Raw genomic sequence first — 18,838 nt, 5'->3', positions numbered from 1 at the left:
ACTGACAGTAATCGCGTGAGTCTGCGTTGCATTGCCACTCCTCCGTGGTGGTGAGGCGGTCGGCGGTCAGGTCAGAGCGGCGGCGGCGGAACGCAGGAAGGCGAGCCCCTCGGCGGCGAGGGCGTCGGGTGAGTCGGCGAGCGGCCGCCAGATCGAGGCGGCGGTCGCGATGGCGGCGTTGTCCGGGGTGAACGACTCGATGCACAGCGGTCCCCGGTAGCCGGCCCCGGAGAGGGCGCCCAGCAGGGCCGGCCAGTCCTGGTGGTCGCGGCCCGGTGTGCCGCGGTCGTTGGCGCACACCTGGACGTGCGCGATCCGCGACCCGGCGGCGTGGACCGCCTTCACCGGTGCCGCTTCCTCGATGTTGAGGTGGTAGGTGTCGAGCGCCAGTCCGCAGCCCTCGTCCGGGAGCCCGGCCAGTGCCTCCAGCGCCTGGTCCACGGTGTTGAGCAGGCTGGTCTCGTAGCGGTTCAGCGGTTCCACGGCGACGCGGACGCCACGTGCGGCGGCGTGCTCGACGACCGGGGCCAGGTTCGCGCGCAGCTCCGCGTACACCCGCGGCCGGTCGTCGATCCGCCAGGTGCGGCCGACGGAGCTGTAGGCGGGACCGGCGATGACCGGGCTGCCCACGACCGCCGCGACGTCGACCACGTGCCGCAGGTAGTCCTGCGTCTCCCGCACGGTGTCCGCGGCGACCAGCTCGCGGCCCGGTGGCATGACCAGGCAGACGGTGGCGCGCAGGCCGAGTGCGGCGAGCAGGTCGGCCGCGCGGTGCGGGTCCCAGTCACCCGGCTGCTCGACCGGCAGCTCGATGACGTCGAAGCCCTGCTCGCGGACCTTCGGTGCGAGGGCGGCCAACCCGTCGTCGGTGAGCGGCGACGTCCAAACCCATGTGCTGACGCCAATGTCCCACATGAGCCTGAACGTAGGCCCGGACATATGACCGGGTCAATGCAGAAGAGCGTCGCTTCTGGCGTAACTTATGACGACTATCCGCCAAAAGTGCCGTGAACCTCCGCGGTGGCCACCCCGGCGGCCCCCGCCGCGACGGCACCCAGCCGCGCGTCCAGCACCTCCGGCGACAGCACGTGCCGCACGACCATCGCCGCCGCGCCCAGCGCACCCGCGGTCACCCCGGCACCCGAGGCGACGATCCGCAGGTTCTCCGTGGCCAGCGGCAGCGAGCGCCGGTAGATCGACTCGCGCACCCCGGCCAGCAGCATCTCCCCCGCCTCGGCGAGCAGCCCGCCGATCACCACGAGCGCGGGGTTGAACATGCTCACGCACCCGGCGAGCACCTCGCCGATGTCGCGGCCCGCCTGCCGCACGACCCGGCCGGCCTCGAGGTTGCCCGACCGCACCAGGTGCACCACGTCGGCGGTGGAGTGCGCGGGCAGGCCCAGTCCCCGCAGCTTCGCCGCCAGCGCGGGTCCACCGGCGACCGCCTCCAGGCACTCGGTGTTGCCGCACCGGCACAGCACCTCGCCGCCCTGCGGCACCCGGATGTGCCCGAGGTCCCCCGCCGCGCCCGCCGCACCCCGGTGCAGCACGCCGTTGCTGATCAGCCCGGCACCGATGCCGGTCGCCGCCTTCACCACGATCATGTGCTGCACGTCCGGGTGGGACGCCGCGTGCTCGCCCAGCGCCATCAGGTTGACCTCGTTGTCGACGAGCACCGGGGCACCGAACTCCGCCTCGATCGCCGCGGGCACGTCGTAGCCGTCCCAGCCGGGCATGATCGGCGGGTTGTTCGGGCGCCCGGTGGAGTGCTCGACCGGTCCGGGCAGCCCGATGCCGACACCGGCGATCTCGGCGGGGTCCACCGTCCGCAGGAGCTCCCGCCAGGTCGCCACGAGCAGCGGCAGGATCACCGCGGGCCCGTCGGCGACGTCGAGGCCCACCTGCTCGACGGCCAGCAGCCGGCACGCCAGGTCCGCCACGGCCACGGTGGCGTGCGTGGCCCCCACCTCCGCCGCCAGCACGAGGTGCGCGCCGGGGTTGAACCCGAACCGGCTCGCCGGGCGCCCGCCGGTGGACTCACCCGTGCCGTTGCCGGTCACCAGTCCCGCGGCCACGAGCAGGTCCAGCCGCGCCCGCACCGTGGAACGGGCCAGGCCGGTCGCCGCCACGATCTCCGCTCGGGTGCGCGGCCTGCCGTCCATCAGCATGCGCAGCACAGCGGCCGGCGAACCCGCCTCGATGCCCTGGGTGCTCTCCATCAGCCAATTGTCACATCGCCACCGAAAGTACGGGTGCAGCTGTCACGGCCGCGTGTCACCGCCGCCCGAACCGGTGGCGTCGCGGTGGCGCGCGAACAACGCCGTGTAGTCCGCGTCCAGTCCGGCCAGCGCCGTGCGCAGCGCCTGGGTCACCCACGCCGTCGGCGACGCGTACCGGTCGAGCTTGGTGAGCAGCAGCAGCCGGGTCGCGCCGATGACGACCAGCGTGGTGCCGCTGGCGGAGATCGTGCCGTCGAACGCGACCACGCGCGTGACGCCCTCGCAGCCGGGGACGCCGTCGCGGGCCGGGGCCGAGCCGCGCAGGTTCAGGTAGCCGGAGCCGCCGCTGACCGTGGCCCTGGTGGTGAAGCTCAGGCCACCGGGAAGGCCGTCGAGCGCGGTGTCGACGCTCAGCGTGGTGTCGACCGTGCGGCCGGGCGCGGGCAGCAGCTCGTGCACGATCACCCGGTCCACCCTGGACGCGAACGCCCGGCGGGCCCAGATGCCGTACCTGTCGATCCACGTCGAGATGACCTCGCCGGTGCGGTAGTCGGTGATCCGGCCGTAGCCGTCGACGGCGGTCATGCCGGGGCTGGAGATGCGGAACTCGTAGGCCGGGTCGCAGCCGGGGTGGTCGAAGACGACCTTCTCCATCGCGGGCATCCCGTACAGCAGGGCGCCGCACTCGTCGTTGTCGGTGCGGAAGCCGTCGGTCCTGGACACGGCCGGGCTCGTGTCGTGCCGGCCGCGCTCGCGGTCCACGGAGGTGCGCATCACACGACTCCTTCGTCAGTGATGGGTGGTCATGGCTGTGCGCGGCGTGTGGAACGGTGCCAGTCGTACCACGGAAGGCACGACTGGCACCGCGTTGTTCGACAGTTCGACTGTCAACCGGAACTGTCACCGGAACTGTCACTGGAACTGCGCGAAGAACCTCCAGATCTCGGCCTTCGTCCACGTCCGTGCACCGTCGTCACAGCCGCAGCCCTCCACCGGCGCGGGCGCGTGGCCCCCGTCGTAGGCGGCCCACTGCACCGGGTACCCGGCCCGGCACGAGTAGGTGGTCGTGACGTGCGTCCGGCTGCCCACCGCCGGTTCCCGCGGGCTTTGCGCGGCACAGCCGTTGTTGCGCACGAACCGGTCGCGCAACGACCGGCCCTGGCCGATGCCCAGCACGTTGTCGCTGACGCCGTGCAGGCCGAAGTACGCGACGGGCTGCGTGCCGCCGCTGCACCCGCTGATCTCGCCACCGGAGATCACGGCGACCGCGCGGATCGCGGTCGGCCGCGCGCAGGCCAGCGCGTAGCTCATGCCACCGCCCCAGCTGAACCCGAGGGCGAACCGCTGCGCCGGGTTGACGCACAGGTCGCCCTCGACGCGTTTGACGAGGTCGTCGATGAACGTGACGTCCTCACCGCCGGAGTTCGCCCACCCGTTGCCCTGGCCCTGCGGTGCGACGAGGACGGCGGTGTTGTTCGACTGCTCCTGCTGGCCGTAGTAGGCCCAGGCGGCACCGCTGCTGCCACCGGACGCGACGTCGTTGGCCGTGCCGCCGCGCCAGTGCAGACCGATGATCAGCTTGTAGCGGGTGGTGTTGCTGTAGTTGTCGGGGATGCGGAGGATGAAGCTGCGGGTCTTGCCGCCACTCTGGATCGTGTGCGTGCCGTTGCGCAGGGTCGGTGCCTTGCCGCAGCCGCCACCGGTTCCCGGGTCGCCGCCACCGGACAGCTTGACGAGCTGCCACTGCTGGCTCGCGGCACCGGTGTCGGTGTTCTGCACGACGTCGGCGTTGTCGGCGGTCGACCCGCCGCGCACGTCCACCGCCTTGGCGCTGTGCCTGGCGATCAGCCGCACGTGGCCGCCGTCCGAGTCCGCGGCCCGGAACTGCTGGTTGGACCCGTTGTTGTCGGACCACTGCACGACAGCGGCACCGTCGGCCGCCGACGCGCCGGACACGTCGAGGACCTTGCCCGAGCTGCGGGACCTGATCCGGTAGTAGCCGCCGCCGGAGTCGACGAACTGCCACTGCTGGTTCGCCGCGTCCGTGCGGCTCCACTGGATGATCCGCGTGCCGTCGGCGGCCGAGGCACCGGACACGTCCAGCGCCTTGCCGCTGTTGCGGTCGACGAGGACGTACCAGGCGGTGGTGTCGATGGTCGCAGCCGACGCCGGTGGACCGGCCGCGACCACCGTCCCCGCCACGACGAGTGCCGCCACCGCGGCGCTCACCCGCCTCACGGCAGGGTCCAGCGCTGGTTGGTCCCGCCGTGGCAGGTCCAGACGATCAGCGACGTGCCGTCGGCCGAGCTGCCGCCGTTGGCGTCCAGGCAGCGGCCGGACTGCTGGTGCACCAGCGACCCGTTCGCGCCCGGCGCCCAGTTCTGCGTGCCGCTGCCGTTGCACGTCTGCAGCTGCACCTGCGCGCCGTTGCCGCCGGCGGTGGTCATGCACTTGTTGAACGCGCGCAACGTGTTCCCGTTGACCGTCCACTGCTGGGCGGCGTTGGAGTTGCAGGTGTAGAGCTGGATGCGGGTGCCGTCGGCGCTGCTGCCGCCCGCCACGTCCACGCACTTGCCGGAACCACCGGTGATCCGGCCGGTGCGCGGCGTCGTCCCGCCGAGCTCCTTGATCCGGACGTTGCGGAACGACACGTCGTCGCCCGTACCGTGGTTCTGCAGGCCGATGTGGCCCGACGTGAGCGAGCGGGCCGGGTCGGCGTTGGTGAAGTCGTTGATCTTCACGCCGTTCAGGAACACCTGCAGCCGTTCGCCCTCGACGAGCAGCTCGTAGGTGTTCCACTCGCCCGGCGGGTTCAGCGCCGCGTCCCTGGCCGCGATGTCCGCGCCCTTGACCCCGTAGATCGCGCCCGTGGTCTTGTCCGCGGTGTCGGTGGCGTCGATCTGGACTTCGTAACCGCTGGTCAGCGCCGAGTCCGGGGTGCTGCCGGCCGGGAACCCGAGCACGACACCGGAGTTGTCGTCACCGGGCACCTGCCAGTCCAGCTTCAGCGAGTAGGACCGCAGCTCCTTCGCGCTGTACCAGAGCATGCCCATGCCGTCGTACGACGTGAGCGTGCCGTTGGTGTTGGTGAAACCGCCGGGGCCCGCCTGCGTCCACCCGCTCGTCGAGCCGTTGTAGAGGGTGGTGTACCCGGTCTCGGGCCGGCAGTCGGCCTTCGTCCGGTTCGCCGCGTAGCGGATGCCGCCGAGGACCATCGAGCGGAACGCCGGGTCGGCGTAGCTCTCCCTGGTGTGACCGGTGCCGGTGTAGAACGACCGGCCGCCGCTCAGGATCTTGCACCAGGTGATCGGGTGGTCGCCGCCCATCGACCCGCCGGAGTAGGTCGACTCGTCCAAAGTGGACAACACGCGGGCCGTGGAGCGCGGGTTGCTGCGGTAGTTATACCACTCGTCGGTGCGCGACCAGGCCGGGCTCAGGTGCGCGGTGGCCGCGTGCGCCCGGTTCTCCGTGCGGACCGTGGCCTGCTGGATCGCCGGGTGCGAGGAGAAGTACGCGCCCACCAGCTCGCCGTAGAACGGCCAGTCGTACTCGGTGTCGGCCGCGGAGTGGACGCCGACGTAGCCGCCCCCGCCGCGGACGTAGGACTCGAACGCGGTCTGCTGGGTCGCATTGAGCACGTCCCCGGTGGTGTTGAGGAAGACCACGGCCTCGTACTGCGCGAGGTTCGAGGTCGTGAACACCGCGGAGTCCTCGGTGGCGGTCACGGTGAAGTTGTTGCCGGCGCCCAGGTCGCGGACCAGCTGGATGCCGGTGGGGATGGCGTCGTGCCGGAAGCCCGCGGTCTTGGAGAACACCAGCACGTCGTACGGTGCGTCGGCAGCCGCCGCCGGTGGCGCGGTGACGACCGCCCCGGCGACCAGTGCCGCGGCGGTCGCGCTGAGCGCCCGCCGGAGTGCCTGGTACCTCATCTCATCCTCCTTGATGGTGAAGCAGGCGGCGGAGTCGTCACGGCAGGGTCCAGCGCTGGTTCGTGCCGCCGTGGCAGTTCCAGATGATCAGCGCGGTGCCGTCGGCCGTGCTCGCCCCGTTGGCGTCCAGGCACTTGCCCGACTTCGTGTTCACCACGGAACCGTTGGCGCCGGCGGACCAGTTCTGGCTCGTGGCACCGTTGCAGGTCGTCAGCTGCACGGCCGTGCCGTCGGCGGTCGCGCCACCGGCGGTGTCCATGCACTTCGACAACGCCCGCAGCGTCGTGCCCTGGACGGTCCACCGCTGGTTCGTGCCGTTGTTGCAGGTGTAGAGCTGGATGCGGGTGCCGTCGGCGGTGCTGCCGCCGGTCACGTCGGCGCACTTGCTCGCGGGGCCGGTGATCGGCCCGGTGCGGCCACCGCCGCCGGTGGAGGTGTCGAACGTGAAGGCGTCCAGGTCGAACAGGTAGCCCGTGCCGCTGCCGGTGAAGGTCAGGTACAGCCTGCCGGTGGTCGCGGGCACCGAGCTGAGAGCGGTCGAGACCTCGGTGAAGGTCTCCCAGCCACCCGTCACCGGCGCCGTCAGCGTGGCGATGGCCGTGCCGGTCGGGGAACCGGCGCGCACCGTGATCGTGCCGCCCGCGCCGGCCGAGGACACCCGTGCGGTGAACCGGTTGGCGCCGGTGAGGTTGTAGTTGTCGAACGCGATCCAGTCGCCGTTGTGGACGTCGCCGACGGTCCGGCCGCCCTCGGCCGGCGTCTTGTCGTACAGGGCGACACCCGACTGCGCCGCGTAGTGCTCGGCCTGGCGGTGGCGCGGCTGCAGCACGTGCTGGGTGTGTGTGGTCGCCGCCGGGACGCCGTTCGCGCCGTTGTCGGTGTACTCGGCGTCGAAGACCGCGTAGATGTTCGCCGCCGTGTCGTGCTCACCGTCGACCGGGATCGTCAGGGTGCCCGAACAGCCGGTCTTCGACGTGATCGGGTGGCCGTGGCTGTCGTGGCCGAGGATGTAGGACAGCTTGACCCGCGTGCAGTCGATCGTGCCGTCCTCGGCGTCGGTGACCGTGATCGTGTACGGGATGGTGTCGCCGTAGCTGAACAGGCTGCCGTTCAGCGGTGCGTTCAGCGTCACGACCGGTGCGGTGTTGCCCACTGTGACCACCACGCTGGTGCTGGCCGTCAACCCGCCTGGGTCCGTCACCGTCAGTGTGACCGTGTACTGGCCGTTGGCGGTGAAGGTGTAGCTCGGGTTGGCCGCCGTGGAGGTGGCGCCGTTGCCGAAGTTCCACGAGTAGGTCAGCGCGCCGTTCTCCGGGTCGGAGGAGCCCGCGGACGAGAAGTTCACGGTCAGCGGAGCGGCACCGGACGAGCGGTCCGCGCTCGCCTTCGCGACCGGCGCCCGGTTGCCCGACGGCACGTACTCGATGCGGTAGAGCGCGGAGCTCGCGTCACCGCTGCCCCAGCCCGTGCCGTAGTCGAGCACGTAGAGCGCGCCGTCCGGGCCGAACGCGGCGTCCATGACCTGCGTGCCGCGCCACGGGAAGTCGCCGACCGTGCCGGGCGTGCCGTCGGAGTTGACGTCGATCGTCTTGATCCAGCGGCGGCCGAACTCGGTGGCGAACACGTGCCCGTCCAGGGAGGCCGGGAACTTGACCGTCGACGGGTTCGTCGAGTCGTAGCGGTACACCGGCGCCGCCATCGGCGACTCCGAGCCGCAGCCGAACGCGGCGAACGAGCAGTTGTCGTACTTGATCCACGCCGCGCGCGCGGGCGGCAGGTTCGTCAGTCCGGTGTTGTTCGGCGAGTTGTTCACCGGTGCCGCGCAGTTGAACCGGCTGCCCGACGGACCCGACGGGAACGTGTAGTCCACATAGGTCTCGTTGGTGGTGTTGCCGCCGGTGCAGTACGGCCAGCCGTAGTTGCCCGCCGAGGTGATCCGGTTGAACTCGACCTGACCGGCGGGACCGCGGGTGGACGTCGTCGACCCGGCGTCCGGACCGTAGTCGCCGAGGTAGATCGTGCCGGTGGCCTTGTCCACGTTGAAGCGGAACGGGTTGCGCAGGCCCATCGCGTAGATCTCCGGGCGGGTGCGGGCCGTTCCCGGCGCGAACAGGTTGCCGGCCGGGATCGAGTACGACCCGTCGGCGTTCACCTTGATCCGCAGGACCTTGCCGCGCAGGTCGTTGGTGTTGCCGGCGCTGCGCTGCGCGTCGTAGACGGGGTTGCGGCCGGAGCGCTCGTCGATCGGGGTGTAGCCGCCCGAGTCGAACGGGTTGGTGTCGTCACCGGTGGACAGGTACAGGTTGCCGGCCGCGTCGAAGTCCATGTCACCGCCGACGTGGCAGCACATGCCCCGGCTGGTCGGCACGTCGAGCACCGTCACCTGGCTCGCCATGTTGACCGTGAAGTCGGTGTTGAGGGTGAAGCGGGACAGCCGGTTCACACCGTTCCACGCCGAGAAGTTCGTGCCGGTGGCCGGAGCGTCACCGGACGGTGTCGACAGCGGTGGCGCGTAGAAGAGGAAGATCTGCCGGTTGGTGGCGAAGTTCGGGTCCGCCGCGACGCCCTGCAACCCCTCCTCGTCGTGGGTGTAGACGGGGATGTTCGCGATCACGCTCGTGGTGCCGGTCGCCGTGGTGCGGCGCAGCGTGCCGTTGCGGGAGGTGTGCAGGACGGAGCGGTCCGGCAGCACGGCCATCGACATCGGCTCGCCCATCTCGGCGACGCCCTTGGCGAGTTCCACCTGCTGGAAGTCCGCCGGGTTGACGACGTGCGCGGCGGCCGGTGGGGCGGTGGCGACCGAGGCGGCCGTGACGGCCACCGCTCCGGCCACGGTCAGCAGTGCGGCGGAGAACGCCGCGGAGAATCGTTTTCTCATGACAGGTGACAACCTTCGATCTCGTTCGCGCGCGGGCAGCGCGCGGTCCGCTGTGGACGGTCAGGGCGTCGGCGCGTCGAGTCGGTCGGTGTGCGGGCGCGTTCGCCAGGGGAAGCCCTCTTCTGGGAGCGCTCCCAGAAGAGGGCGGCCGGAACGGCCCTGTTCACCGCCGGGGGAACGCGGGCCGGGAGGGGTTACGCGCGGGCCGAGGAGGTGCCGGAGAGCGGGACGACTCCTCGGGGGCGGACGCGCCGCCATGACGTTCTATTCACGCTTGGCTCCTTCGCAGGGAAAGGGTCGCGCAGCGGAAGCGAACCGGAACGGTCGGTGGGTCAGTCGGTCTGGCGCGAGCGCGGGTCATCCAGTCCCCGCGCCCACTCGTGCAGTTCGCGGGCCTGTTCGGCGAGCCGGTGCTCGTCGCTGCCCAGCGGGTCCTTGAAGAAGAACGCGAGCGCGCCCTGCGCACCGCTGCGGCCGGCCGCGTGGGCGGCGGCGAGCAGGCGGGCGAGGTCGAGCACGAGCGGGGCGGCCAGGGACGAGTCCAGGCCGCTCCAGGTGAGCTGCAACGACATCCGCGCGCCCAGGAACCCCTCGAAGGACACGTGGTCCCACGCGGTCTTGCGTTCACCGAGGTCTGGCACGTGGTCGATGTGCAACGGCGCGGTGACCTCCGCGCCGAGCAGGGCGGCCAGTCCCCTGGCCTTGGACGCGAGCTTGCTGTCGGCGTGCGCAGGGTCCTCCAGCGTCGCACCGTCACCGCCGCCGAGCAGGTTGGTGCCGGTCCAGGACAGGACCTTCAGCGCCCGCGAGGTGAACATCGGCGCGATCGCCGCGCGCAGCAACGTCTCCCCCGTCTTGCCGTCACGGCCGGCGTAGGGCAGCGACCGCGCCCGCGCCAGCTCGTCCAGCGCGGGCAGCGCCACACCGGTGGACGGGGTGAAGTCCACGAAGGCGCACCCGGCCTGGAACGCCGCGTAGGCGACGAGGGAGCTCGGCGGCAGCACGGCGTTCCCCGGCACGGCGAGCGCTTCCTCCAGCTCCGCCAGCGACTCGTGCGGCACGTGCACGGGCGGTTCGGTCGACGCCACGTTCACCACGACGACGCGGGCGAGCCCGTGCCGTTCGCGGAAGCCGGTGATGTCGGCCGCCAGCCGCCGGGCAGCCTCGGCCTGGCTGCCGGCGAACGCGGCGGGGTCGTGGCCGGGCCGGATCTCCGCGTCCACGGCGTCCAGCCCGTCCGCCACCCACCCCGCCAGGTCGTGCGGCAGCACCCCGTCGCGCACGAGGCCCTCCACCCGCTTGACCAGCGGGGTGTCCACGACGTCGTGCCCGCCGACCACGAACGCCTCCCACGGCGGCAGGTCGGCGTCCAGCAGTTCCGAGGCGCAGCCCGTGGGCGGCACGAGCCCCTCGCGCAGGGCGAGCAGCCCGCTGACCGCTGTCGTCGCCACCGACCCCCTGGCACCGTTCAGCCACAGGCCGATTCGTTCGGTCACGACCGTCTCCTCTCGTCAGCGGGCCCTCGCCCGCGCGTCACCCGCCCGAGCTGAACGCGGCGTCGAAGGAAGCCGACGGCGGGTCGAAGGCGTTGCGGCGGATGAACTCCAGCGCCTCGGGCGCGCCGACGAGGCGGTCCATGCCGGCGTCCTCCCACTCGACGCTGATCGGACCGGAGTACCCGATGGTGTTGAGCATCCGGAACGACTGCTCCCACGGCACGTCGCCGCGTCCGGTCGAGACGAAGTCCCAGCCGCGCCGCGGGTCCGCCCACGCCAGGTGCGAGCCCATCCGGCCGTTGCGGCCGTTGCCGACCTGGCGCCGGGCGTCCTTGCAGTCGACGTGGTAGATCCGGTCGCGGAAGTCCCACAGGAACCCGACCGGGTCGAGGTCCTGCCACACGAAGTGCGACGGGTCCCAGTTGAGGCCGAACGCGGGCCGGTGCCCGATCGCCTCCAGCGCCCGCACGGTCGTCCAGTAGTCGTAGGCGATCTCGGACGGGTGGACCTCGTGCGCGAACCGGACGCCGACCTCGTCGAACACGTCGAGGATCGGGTTCCAGCGGTCGGCGAAGTCCTGGTACCCGGCGTCGATCATCGACTGCGGTGCCGGCGGGAACATCGCGACGGTCTTCCAGATCGACGAGCCGGTGAAGCCCACGACGGTGTCGACGCCGAGCTTGGCCGCGGCCCGCGCGGTCATCTTCATCTCCTCGGCCGCGCGCTGCCGCACGCCCTCGGGGTCGCCGTCGCCCCAGTTGCGGGCGGACAGGATGCCCTGGTGCCGCTCGTCGATCGGGTCGTCGCAGACGGCCTGGCCGGTGAGGTGGTTGGAGATCGTCCACACCTTCAGGTCGTGCTTGGCGAGGACCTCCAGCCGGTCGGCGACGTAGTCGTCGTCCTCCGCGGCCCGCCACGGGTCGAGGTGGTCGCCCCAGCAGGCGATCTCCAGGCCGTCGTAGCCCCAGCCGGAGGCCAGCCGGCAGACCTCCTCGAACGGCAGGTCGGCCCACTGGCCGGTGAACAACGTGATCGGGCGTGCCATCTGTTCTGCCTCCTCAGACCTGTTGCCACGTGCGGGACTCAGCACTCGTCTCGACCGCCGCGAGCACCCGCTGCACCTGGAGGCCGTCGGCGAACGACGGCGCCGGGTCGGTGCCCGCGGCCACGGCCCGCACGAAGTCCACGGCCTGGTGGGTGAACGCGTGCTCGTAGCCGAGGCCGTGCCCGGCAGGCCACCACGCGGACACGTACGGGTGCTCCGGCTCGGTGACCACGATCCGGCGGAACCCGGCGACGGACGCGTCCTCGGTGCCGTCGAAGAACTGCAGGACGTTCATGTCCTCGAAGTCGAACGCCAGGCTGCCCGCCGAGCCGTTGACCTCGATGCGCAGCGCGTTCTTGCGGCCGTTGGCGAAGCGGGTCGCCTCGAACGAGGCGAGCGCGCCGCCGGTGAAGCGGGCCAGGAACAGCGCGGCGTCGTCCACGGTGACCGGGCCGGTCTCGCTGCCCGCGGCGGTGCCCGACAGCCCGGAGTGGGCGGCCGCGACGGGCCGCTCCGGCACGAACGTCTCCATGGTCCCGGTCACCTCGGCGACGGTGTCGCCGAGGATGAACTGGGTGGCGTCCACGATGTGCGCGCCGATGTCGCCGAGCGCGCCGGAACCGGCCTTCTCCTTGTCCAGCCGCCACGACAGCGGTGCGGCCGGGTCGACGATCCAGTCCTGCAGGTACTGGGCGCGCACGTGGTGGACGCGGCCGAGCCTGCCCTGCGCGACGAGGTCGCGGGCCAGGGCGAGCGCGGGCACCCGCCGGTAGCTGAAGCCCACCATCGCCCGCACCCCGCGTTCGGCGGCGCGTGCGGCCGCCTCCGCCATGGCGACCGCCTCGGCGACGCTGTTGGCCAGCGGCTTCTCGCACAGCACGTGCTTGCCCGCCTCCAGGGCGGCGACCGCGATCTCGGCGTGCGTGTCACCCGGTGTGCAGATGTCCACCACGTGCACGTCGTCGCGGTCCAGCACGGACTTCCAGTCGGTCGCGGCGTCGGCCCAGCCGAGCCGGTCGGCGGCGGCGCGCGTGCGGCCGGGGTCCCGGCCGCACAGCACCGCCATCACCGGCCGCACCGGCAGGTCGAAGAAGCGGGGGGCGACCCGCCACGCCTGGGAGTGAGCGGCTCCCATGAACGCGTGGCCGACCATTGCGATGCCCAGCGTCGTCACAGTGCGTTCCCTCTCAGGACTCGAAGGCGGTCGGCAGGTAGCGGTCGACGTTGTCCTTCGTCACGACCGGCGCGTACAGCTGGACCTCGCGGGGGACCTCCACCTCGACCAGGTCGCCGAGGCTCTTGCCCTGCACCGCGAGCCGGGCCAGCCGGATGCCGTCCGCACCCTGGGTCGACGGGTAGACGACCGTCGCCTTGTGCGGCCCGTTGTCGGCCTTGATCTCGCGCATCACGTTCGCCGAGCCCGCGCCGCCGACCATGAAGAACTCGCCGCGGCCGGAGTTCTTGACCGCGGCCGCGACGCCGACGCCCTGGTCGTCGTCGTGGTTCCAGATGGCGTCGATCTTGCGCGCGGCCTGCAGCAGGTTCGCCGCTGCCCGCTCACCGCTCTCGACGGTGAACTCGGCGGCCACCCGGTTGGTCACCTTCAGGCCGCAGCCCGCGAGCGCCTCGGCGAAGCCCTTGCTGCGGTCCTGGGTCAGCGGCAGCGAGTCGATGCCGGCGATCTCCGCGACCACGGCGTCGCCCTTGCCCTTGAGCCGCTCGCAGACGTAGGTGCCCGCGGACACGCCCATGCCGTAGTTGTCGCCCAGCACCGTGGACCGCGCCGCGAACGGGCTGTCGAACCGGCGGTCGACGTTGATCACGGTGATGCCGGCCTTCATGGCCTTGAGCGCGACCGGGGTGAGCGCGGCGCCGTCGAACGGCAGCAGGACGATCGCGTCGACCTTGTCGTTGATGAACGTCTCGACCTGGCTGATCTGGAGGTTGGGGTCGTTGGTGCCCTCGACGACGCGCAGCTCGACGTCGGAGTACTTGCCGGCCTCCTTCTTCGCGGCGTCGGTGATCGCGGCCATCCAGCCGTGGTCGGCGGCCGGTGCCGAGAAGCCGATGACGACCTTCTTGCCCGGCTCGTCGTTGGCGACCCGCACCCCGCCCTGGTTGCCGCCACCTCCGGTGTCCTGCGGCGTGTTGCCGGTGCACGCGGTCAGCGCGGCACCGAGCGCGAGTGTCGCCGCCGCTGCGGCGATGCGGGTGGTTCTCTTGTGCGGCATGACTTTCTTGTCTCCTCGGGTGGCAGCGGTCTGGAGGGGCGGCGTCAAGCGCCGCTGCGTCGGGCGAGCCGCTGCTGCAGGAGGACGGCGACCACGATGATCGCGCCCTTCGCGACGGCCTGGGCGGAGATGGAGAGGTTGTTGAGGGTGAAGACGTTCGACAGCGTCGTGAAGATCAGGACGCCGAAGACGGTGCCCGCGATCGTGCCGCGGCCGCCGGAGAGCAGCGTGCCGCCGATGACGACCGCGGCGATGGCGTCGAGCTCGTACAGGCCGCCGTGGGTGGCGCTGCCGGTGGTGGTGCGGGCGATGAGCATGACCGCGGCCAGCCCGCAGCACAGGCCCAGCAGCGAGTAGAGCATCACGGTGTGCCGCCGCACGTCGATGCCGGCGAGCCGGGCCGCCTCCGGGTTGCCGCCGACGGCGAACGTCCTGCGCCCGAACGTCGTGCGGTTGAGCAGCACCCACCCGCCGACCGCGACCAGCGCGAAGATCACCACCAGCACCGGGACGCCCAGCACCGACGCGTCGAAGAACGCGGCGAAGCCCGGCACGTTCACGATCTGCGTCTTGCGGTTGGAGATGATCTCGGCCAGGCCGCGTGCGGCGGCCAGGCTCGCCAGGGTCGCGATGAACGCCACGACCCGGCCGTACGCGATCAGCACCCCGTTGACCAGCCCGCAGGCCCCGCCCACCAGCAGGGCCGTGAACACCATGACGATCCAGTGGGTGTCGCCGGCCAGGCCCTGCGTGGCCAGCGTGGTCGCCCACACCGACGACAGCGCGACGATCGCGCCCACGGACAGGTCGATGCCGCCGCCGGTGATCACGAACGTCATGCCGATGCTCACCACGCCGATCACGGCCGCGAGCCGCAGGATCGTGAGCACGTTGTCGATGTCGGCGAACCGGTCCCCGGCGGTGACCACACCGCCCGCGCACAGCAGGACCAGTGCGACCACGAGTCCGGTGTTGCGCCCTGCGGCGGAGCCCAGCAGGCCCGCGATGCCGGTCTCCTTGGCTGCGGGCGCTCTGCCCTGTGTTCGCGCGGGCACGGCGGTGTCCTCGCTCATGCGGCGTGTCCTTCCATGACCAGGTCGAGGACCCGGGACTCGTCGATCTCGCCGGCCGGCCCGTCGTGGACCACCCGGCCCTCGCGCACGACCAGCACCCGGTCGGCCAGCCCGAGGACCTCCTCCACGTCGCTCGACACGACGACGACGGCCACCCCCCTGGCCGCCAGGTCGCGGATCAGCTCGTAGATCTCGTTGCGCGCGCCCACGTCGACCCCGCGCGTGGGTTCGTCGAGCAGCAGCACCCGGCACTCCCGCAGCAGCCACCGCGCGAGCACCACCTTCTGCTGGTTGCCGCCGGACAGCCCGCGCACCACGCGGTCGACCCCGGCCGGGCGCACGTCCAGCGCCTCGGTCAGCGCGGTCGAGCGGGCGCGTTCGGCGCGGTCGTCGAGGAACCCGAACCGGGCGAAGGCCGACATCGACGACACGGTGATGTTGCGGTAGACGGCCTGGTCCAGCAGCAGCCCCTGGCTCTTGCGCTCCTCCGGGCACAGCCCCATGCCCGCGCGCACCGCCGCCCCGACACCACCGCGCCGCAACGGCCTGCCGTCCACCTCGACCGTGCCACCGGCCCGCTTGCGGGCGCCGTAGACGGTCTCCAGGATCTCCGAGCGGCCCGACCCGACCAGACCGGCGAGCCCGACCACCTCACCGGCGCGGACGGTCAGGTCCACGTCGCGGAAGCGGTCGCCGTCGGTCAGCCCGCGCACCACCAGCACCTCCGGCGCCGCCGGGTCGAGCGGCGGCCGGTCGGGGTAGACGTTGTCGAGGTCGCGCCCGGTCATCAACGCGATCAGCTCCGCGGTCCGCACCTCGCGCGCGGACAGGCCCGTCGCGACGGTGCGGCCGTCCTTGAGCACGGTCACCCGGTCGCCGATCTCCCTGATCTCGGCCAGCCGGTGCGAGATGTAGATGACGGCCACGCCCTGGGCGGTCAGCTCGCGGATGACGTCGAAGAGCACTCGCACCTCGTCCGGGTCCAGCACGGCCGACGGCTCGTCCATGATGAGCAGCTGCCCGTCCAGCGACAGCGCCCGCGCCATGCTGACGACCTGCTGGTGGGCCACGGACAACCGGCCGACGTCCCGGTCCGGCGCGATGTCGGGGTGGCCCAGCCGGTCGAGCAGCGCACGGGTCCTGCGGTGCGCCTCCGCGCGCCGGCTGAAGCCCGCAGTGGACAGTTCGTGCCCGAGGAAGACGTTGTCGGCCACCGAGAGGCCCGCGACGAGGTCCAGCTCCTGGTAGATGGCGGCCACCCCGCTGCGCATCGCGGCGGTGGGGTGACCGAACGACACGACCTCGCCGCGCCAGCGGATCTCGCCCTCGTCGGGGCGGTGCGCACCGGACAGCACCTTGATCAGCGTCGACTTGCCGGCCCCGTTCTGCCCGAGCAGGCAGTGCACCTCCCCCGCGCGGACGTCGAAGTCCACCCCGCCCAGGGCCGTCACGCCGGGGAACCGCTTGACCAGGCCCCTGACCGACAGCAGTGCCGCCGCCGGGACCGTCATCCGGTCACTCCCGTCCACAGCCGACCAGGCGCGCGACCGCGCACGGGTGAGCCCACCATCGAAGTCCTCCGAGCCCCGGCAACCGCTGTGCCAGCAGGGAAATCCGGCCTTGTGAACCGTCAACCTAGGTTCGGCCGAGCCCGGGGACAAGGTGGTGGAGGTGGCACATATCGGCCAATTTTTCCCTTGACCAGGGGCCGTTCGGGAGCGATGGCGACGCGGGCCGGGAGTCGTCCCGGCCCGCGTCGGACGTGCGGTCTTCCACTGTGGAGGATCAGCTGCCGTTCGTCTTCGCCAGCACCCGCAGGAACGCGCGCGACCACTCCGGCAGGTCCGGCCAGCCGCGGCAGGAGACCATCACGCCGTCCACCACGTCCGGTCCGTCGGCGAACGTCCCGCCGGCCTGCTCCACGTCGGCGCGCAGCGGCGGGTAAGCCGCCGTGGTCCGGCCGCGCAGCAGCCCGAGCGCCGCCGGGACCTGCGGTCCGTGGCAGATCGTCCCGACCGGGCGCTCGTGGGTGAAGAAGTGCTCGACGATGCGCGCCACGTCCGGGTCGACGCGGATGTACTCCGGTGCCCGGCCGCCCGGGATCACCAGCGCGTCGAACTCCTCCGGCCGCACGTCGGCGAACGCCAGGTCCACCGGCAGCCGCCGGCCGGGTTTCTCCGTGTAGGCGTCGCAGCCCGGCTCGAAGTCGTGCACCACCAGCTGCACCGGGCGGGTGGTCGGTGCCGCGACCACCACCTCGTGGTCGTCCTCCCGCAGGCGGAACAGCGGGTACATCGAGTCGAGCTCCTCCGCGGCGTCACCCACCAGCATCAGCACTCGTGCCATGCGCACTCCTCGTCGTCAGCGACTGCGGACACGGCGGTTCCACGGCGAGGGCGCCGGTGGCACCCGGAGATTTGTGTCCACAAAGGACTACATCGGTCTTCGGCAGAACAGCTCCCACGGTAGGACCACCACCACCCGCGGTCAACCGGCCGAGGTGGCAGGTGCAGGCCATTCCCGCGGCGTGCGCAGGGCAGCGCGAGGCACACCTCCGGCCCCCGCCCGGCGCACAGGTGTTCTGCCGATTTCCCTTGTGTCACTTCATTGACGGCGTTGCCGCGGCCCTCCTAGGTTCGATCACGGACGCCTTCCTCCCGAAGGGTTGGGACAATGCGCAGACGCTCCTTCCTCGGCGCCGCGGCCGCCACGGTCGTCGCCGGATCCACCACCACCGCGGGGGCCGCCACGCCACCGCGGGGCCGGGAACGCTGGGTCGGCACGTGGGCGTCGATGCCCCAGCTGACCGAGCCGCACAACATGCCGCCGGCGCCGTTCACCCAGGACGGGCTCGTGCTGGCCGACGCGACCCTGCGGCAGACCGTCCGGGTCACGATCGGCGGGCGGCGGCTGCGGTTGCGGTTCTCGAACGCGTTCGGTGGCGCGACGCTGCCGATCACCGCGGTCACCGTCGCACTCCCCGCGGGCGGCCGGGCCGGTGTGAGCGCCGTCGAACCCGGCAGCACGCGCCGGGTGACGTTCAACGGCTCGCCGTCGGCGGACCTCACGCCCGGCGTGCTCGTGGTGTCCGACCCGCTGGACTTCCCGCTGGCCGCGGGCTCGATCCTCACCGTCACCACGTACCTCGCCACCGGGCAGGCGTCGAACGACATCACCTCGCACCCCGGTTCGCGCACCACGTCCCACCTCCTGGCGGGCAACCACGTCGAGGCGGCCGACCTGCCCGGCGCGACCCCCACCGACCACTGGTACTTCCTCAGCGGTGTCGAGGTGGTCACGGGTGCGGGCACGTCGGCCCTCGTCGTGATCGGCGACTCGCTGACCGACGGCCGCGGCTCCACCACCAACGGCAACGACCGCTGGCCCGACCGGCTCGCCGAGCGGCTGCGCGCGGACCGCCGCACCGCCGGGGTGGCGGTGCTGAACCAGGCCGCGGGCGGCAACCGGGTGCTGGACAACGGCCTGGGCCCGAGCGTGCTGGCGCGGCTCGACCGCGACCTGCTGGCGCAGAGCCGGGTCGAGTGGCTGCTGCTGTTCGAGGGGATCAACGACATCGGCACGGCCGCCGCGGACCAGGCGTCGCAGCAACGCGTCGCCGAGCGCCTCATCGCGGGCTACCAGCAGGTCCTCGACCGGGCCCATGCGCACGACCTGGCCGTGTACGGCGCGACGCTGCTGCCGTTCGGCGGCAGCTTCTACGACGACGCGGGCGGGTTCCGCGAGACGGCGCGGCAGGCGGTGAACCGGTGGATCCGCACCAGCCGCCGCTTCGACGCCGTGGTCGACCTCGACGCCGCCGTGCGCGACCCGGCCGCACCGCGGCAGCTGCTGACCGCGTTCGACGTGGGAGACCACCTGCACCTGAACCCGGCCGGGTACCGGGCTCTGGCGGAGGCGGTCCCCCTGCGCCTGTTCCACTGATCAGCTCCTCCGGACAGCCGGTGCC

Annotated in this window: 14 protein-coding genes; 1 reads left to right on the top strand and 13 read right to left on the bottom strand. The window is 72.0% G+C overall.

Annotated elements, in window-relative coordinates; genetic code table 11:
• Positions 1-66: 66 nt before the first annotated feature.
• The 13 genes from ACVDFE_RS22660 to ACVDFE_RS22600 all read right to left on the bottom strand — a co-directional run bounded on the left by ACVDFE_RS22660 (position 67) and on the right by ACVDFE_RS22600 (position 17,217).
• Positions 67-915 (bottom strand): sugar phosphate isomerase/epimerase family protein, encoded by an 849-nt coding sequence (locus tag ACVDFE_RS22660; protein ID WP_360389577.1) that lies wholly within the window; start codon positions 913-915, stop codon positions 67-69.
• Positions 916-989: 74 nt separating this feature from the next.
• The gene (locus ACVDFE_RS22655; RefSeq protein ID WP_458431746.1) at positions 990-2,219 is read right to left on the bottom strand and encodes an ROK family protein; all 1,230 of its coding nucleotides are present in this window, start codon (positions 2,217-2,219) and stop codon (positions 990-992) included.
• 42 nt (positions 2,220-2,261) lie between these two features.
• Positions 2,262-2,993 carry a glycoside hydrolase N-terminal domain-containing protein gene (locus ACVDFE_RS22650; RefSeq protein WP_458431745.1) on the bottom strand — a complete coding sequence of 244 codons (732 nt, stop codon included), beginning with the start codon at positions 2,991-2,993 and terminating at the stop codon, positions 2,262-2,264.
• Positions 2,994-3,131: 138 nt separating this feature from the next.
• Complete coding sequence (locus tag ACVDFE_RS22645) at positions 3,132-4,448, bottom strand: RICIN domain-containing protein (RefSeq protein ID WP_458431744.1); 1,317 nt, start codon at positions 4,446-4,448, stop codon at positions 3,132-3,134.
• A 5-nt stretch (positions 4,449-4,453) separates the two neighbouring features.
• Positions 4,454-6,148, bottom strand: coding sequence for a ThuA domain-containing protein (locus ACVDFE_RS22640; RefSeq protein ID WP_458431743.1), 1,695 nt, complete (start codon positions 6,146-6,148; stop codon positions 4,454-4,456).
• A gap of 37 nt (positions 6,149-6,185) precedes the next feature.
• A complete protein-coding gene (locus tag ACVDFE_RS22635) occupies positions 6,186-9,026 on the bottom strand; it encodes a PQQ-dependent sugar dehydrogenase (protein ID WP_458431742.1) in 2,841 nt (946 codons plus the stop codon).
• Between the two features lie 332 nt (positions 9,027-9,358).
• The gene (locus ACVDFE_RS22630) at positions 9,359-10,522 is read right to left on the bottom strand and encodes an inositol-3-phosphate synthase (protein WP_360389591.1); all 1,164 of its coding nucleotides are present in this window, start codon (positions 10,520-10,522) and stop codon (positions 9,359-9,361) included.
• Positions 10,523-10,559: 37 nt separating this feature from the next.
• A complete protein-coding gene (locus tag ACVDFE_RS22625) occupies positions 10,560-11,567 on the bottom strand; it encodes a sugar phosphate isomerase/epimerase family protein (RefSeq protein ID WP_360389594.1) in 1,008 nt (335 codons plus the stop codon).
• Positions 11,568-11,580: 13 nt separating this feature from the next.
• On the bottom strand, positions 11,581-12,720 hold the full coding sequence (locus ACVDFE_RS22620) for a Gfo/Idh/MocA family protein (RefSeq protein ID WP_360389868.1): 1,140 nt from the start codon (positions 12,718-12,720) through the stop codon (positions 11,581-11,583).
• A gap of 34 nt (positions 12,721-12,754) precedes the next feature.
• Positions 12,755-13,798 carry a substrate-binding domain-containing protein gene (locus ACVDFE_RS22615; RefSeq protein ID WP_458431741.1) on the bottom strand — a complete coding sequence of 348 codons (1,044 nt, stop codon included), beginning with the start codon at positions 13,796-13,798 and terminating at the stop codon, positions 12,755-12,757.
• A 44-nt stretch (positions 13,799-13,842) separates the two neighbouring features.
• Positions 13,843-14,871 carry an ABC transporter permease gene (locus ACVDFE_RS22610; protein WP_360389599.1) on the bottom strand — a complete coding sequence of 343 codons (1,029 nt, stop codon included), beginning with the start codon at positions 14,869-14,871 and terminating at the stop codon, positions 13,843-13,845.
• Positions 14,868-16,382 (bottom strand): sugar ABC transporter ATP-binding protein, encoded by a 1,515-nt coding sequence (locus ACVDFE_RS22605; protein WP_458431740.1) that lies wholly within the window; start codon positions 16,380-16,382, stop codon positions 14,868-14,870. Before ACVDFE_RS22605 ends, ACVDFE_RS22610 begins: the two co-directional genes overlap by 4 nt.
• 274 nt (positions 16,383-16,656) lie before the next feature.
• Positions 16,657-17,217 (bottom strand): DJ-1/PfpI family protein, encoded by a 561-nt coding sequence (locus ACVDFE_RS22600; RefSeq protein ID WP_458431739.1) that lies wholly within the window; start codon positions 17,215-17,217, stop codon positions 16,657-16,659.
• 327 nt (positions 17,218-17,544) lie between these two features.
• Between ACVDFE_RS22600 and ACVDFE_RS22595 the strand changes: the two genes are divergently transcribed.
• Positions 17,545-18,813, top strand: a complete 1,269-nt coding sequence (locus ACVDFE_RS22595) for an SGNH/GDSL hydrolase family protein (RefSeq protein ID WP_458431738.1) — start codon at positions 17,545-17,547, stop codon at positions 18,811-18,813.
• The last annotated feature ends 25 nt before the right edge of the window (positions 18,814-18,838 follow it).

It is taken from the genome of Lentzea chajnantorensis, assembly GCF_054300775.1.
The sequence above is the reverse complement of the archived record's forward strand: the minus strand, read 5'-3'. Positions and strand labels throughout refer to the sequence as shown.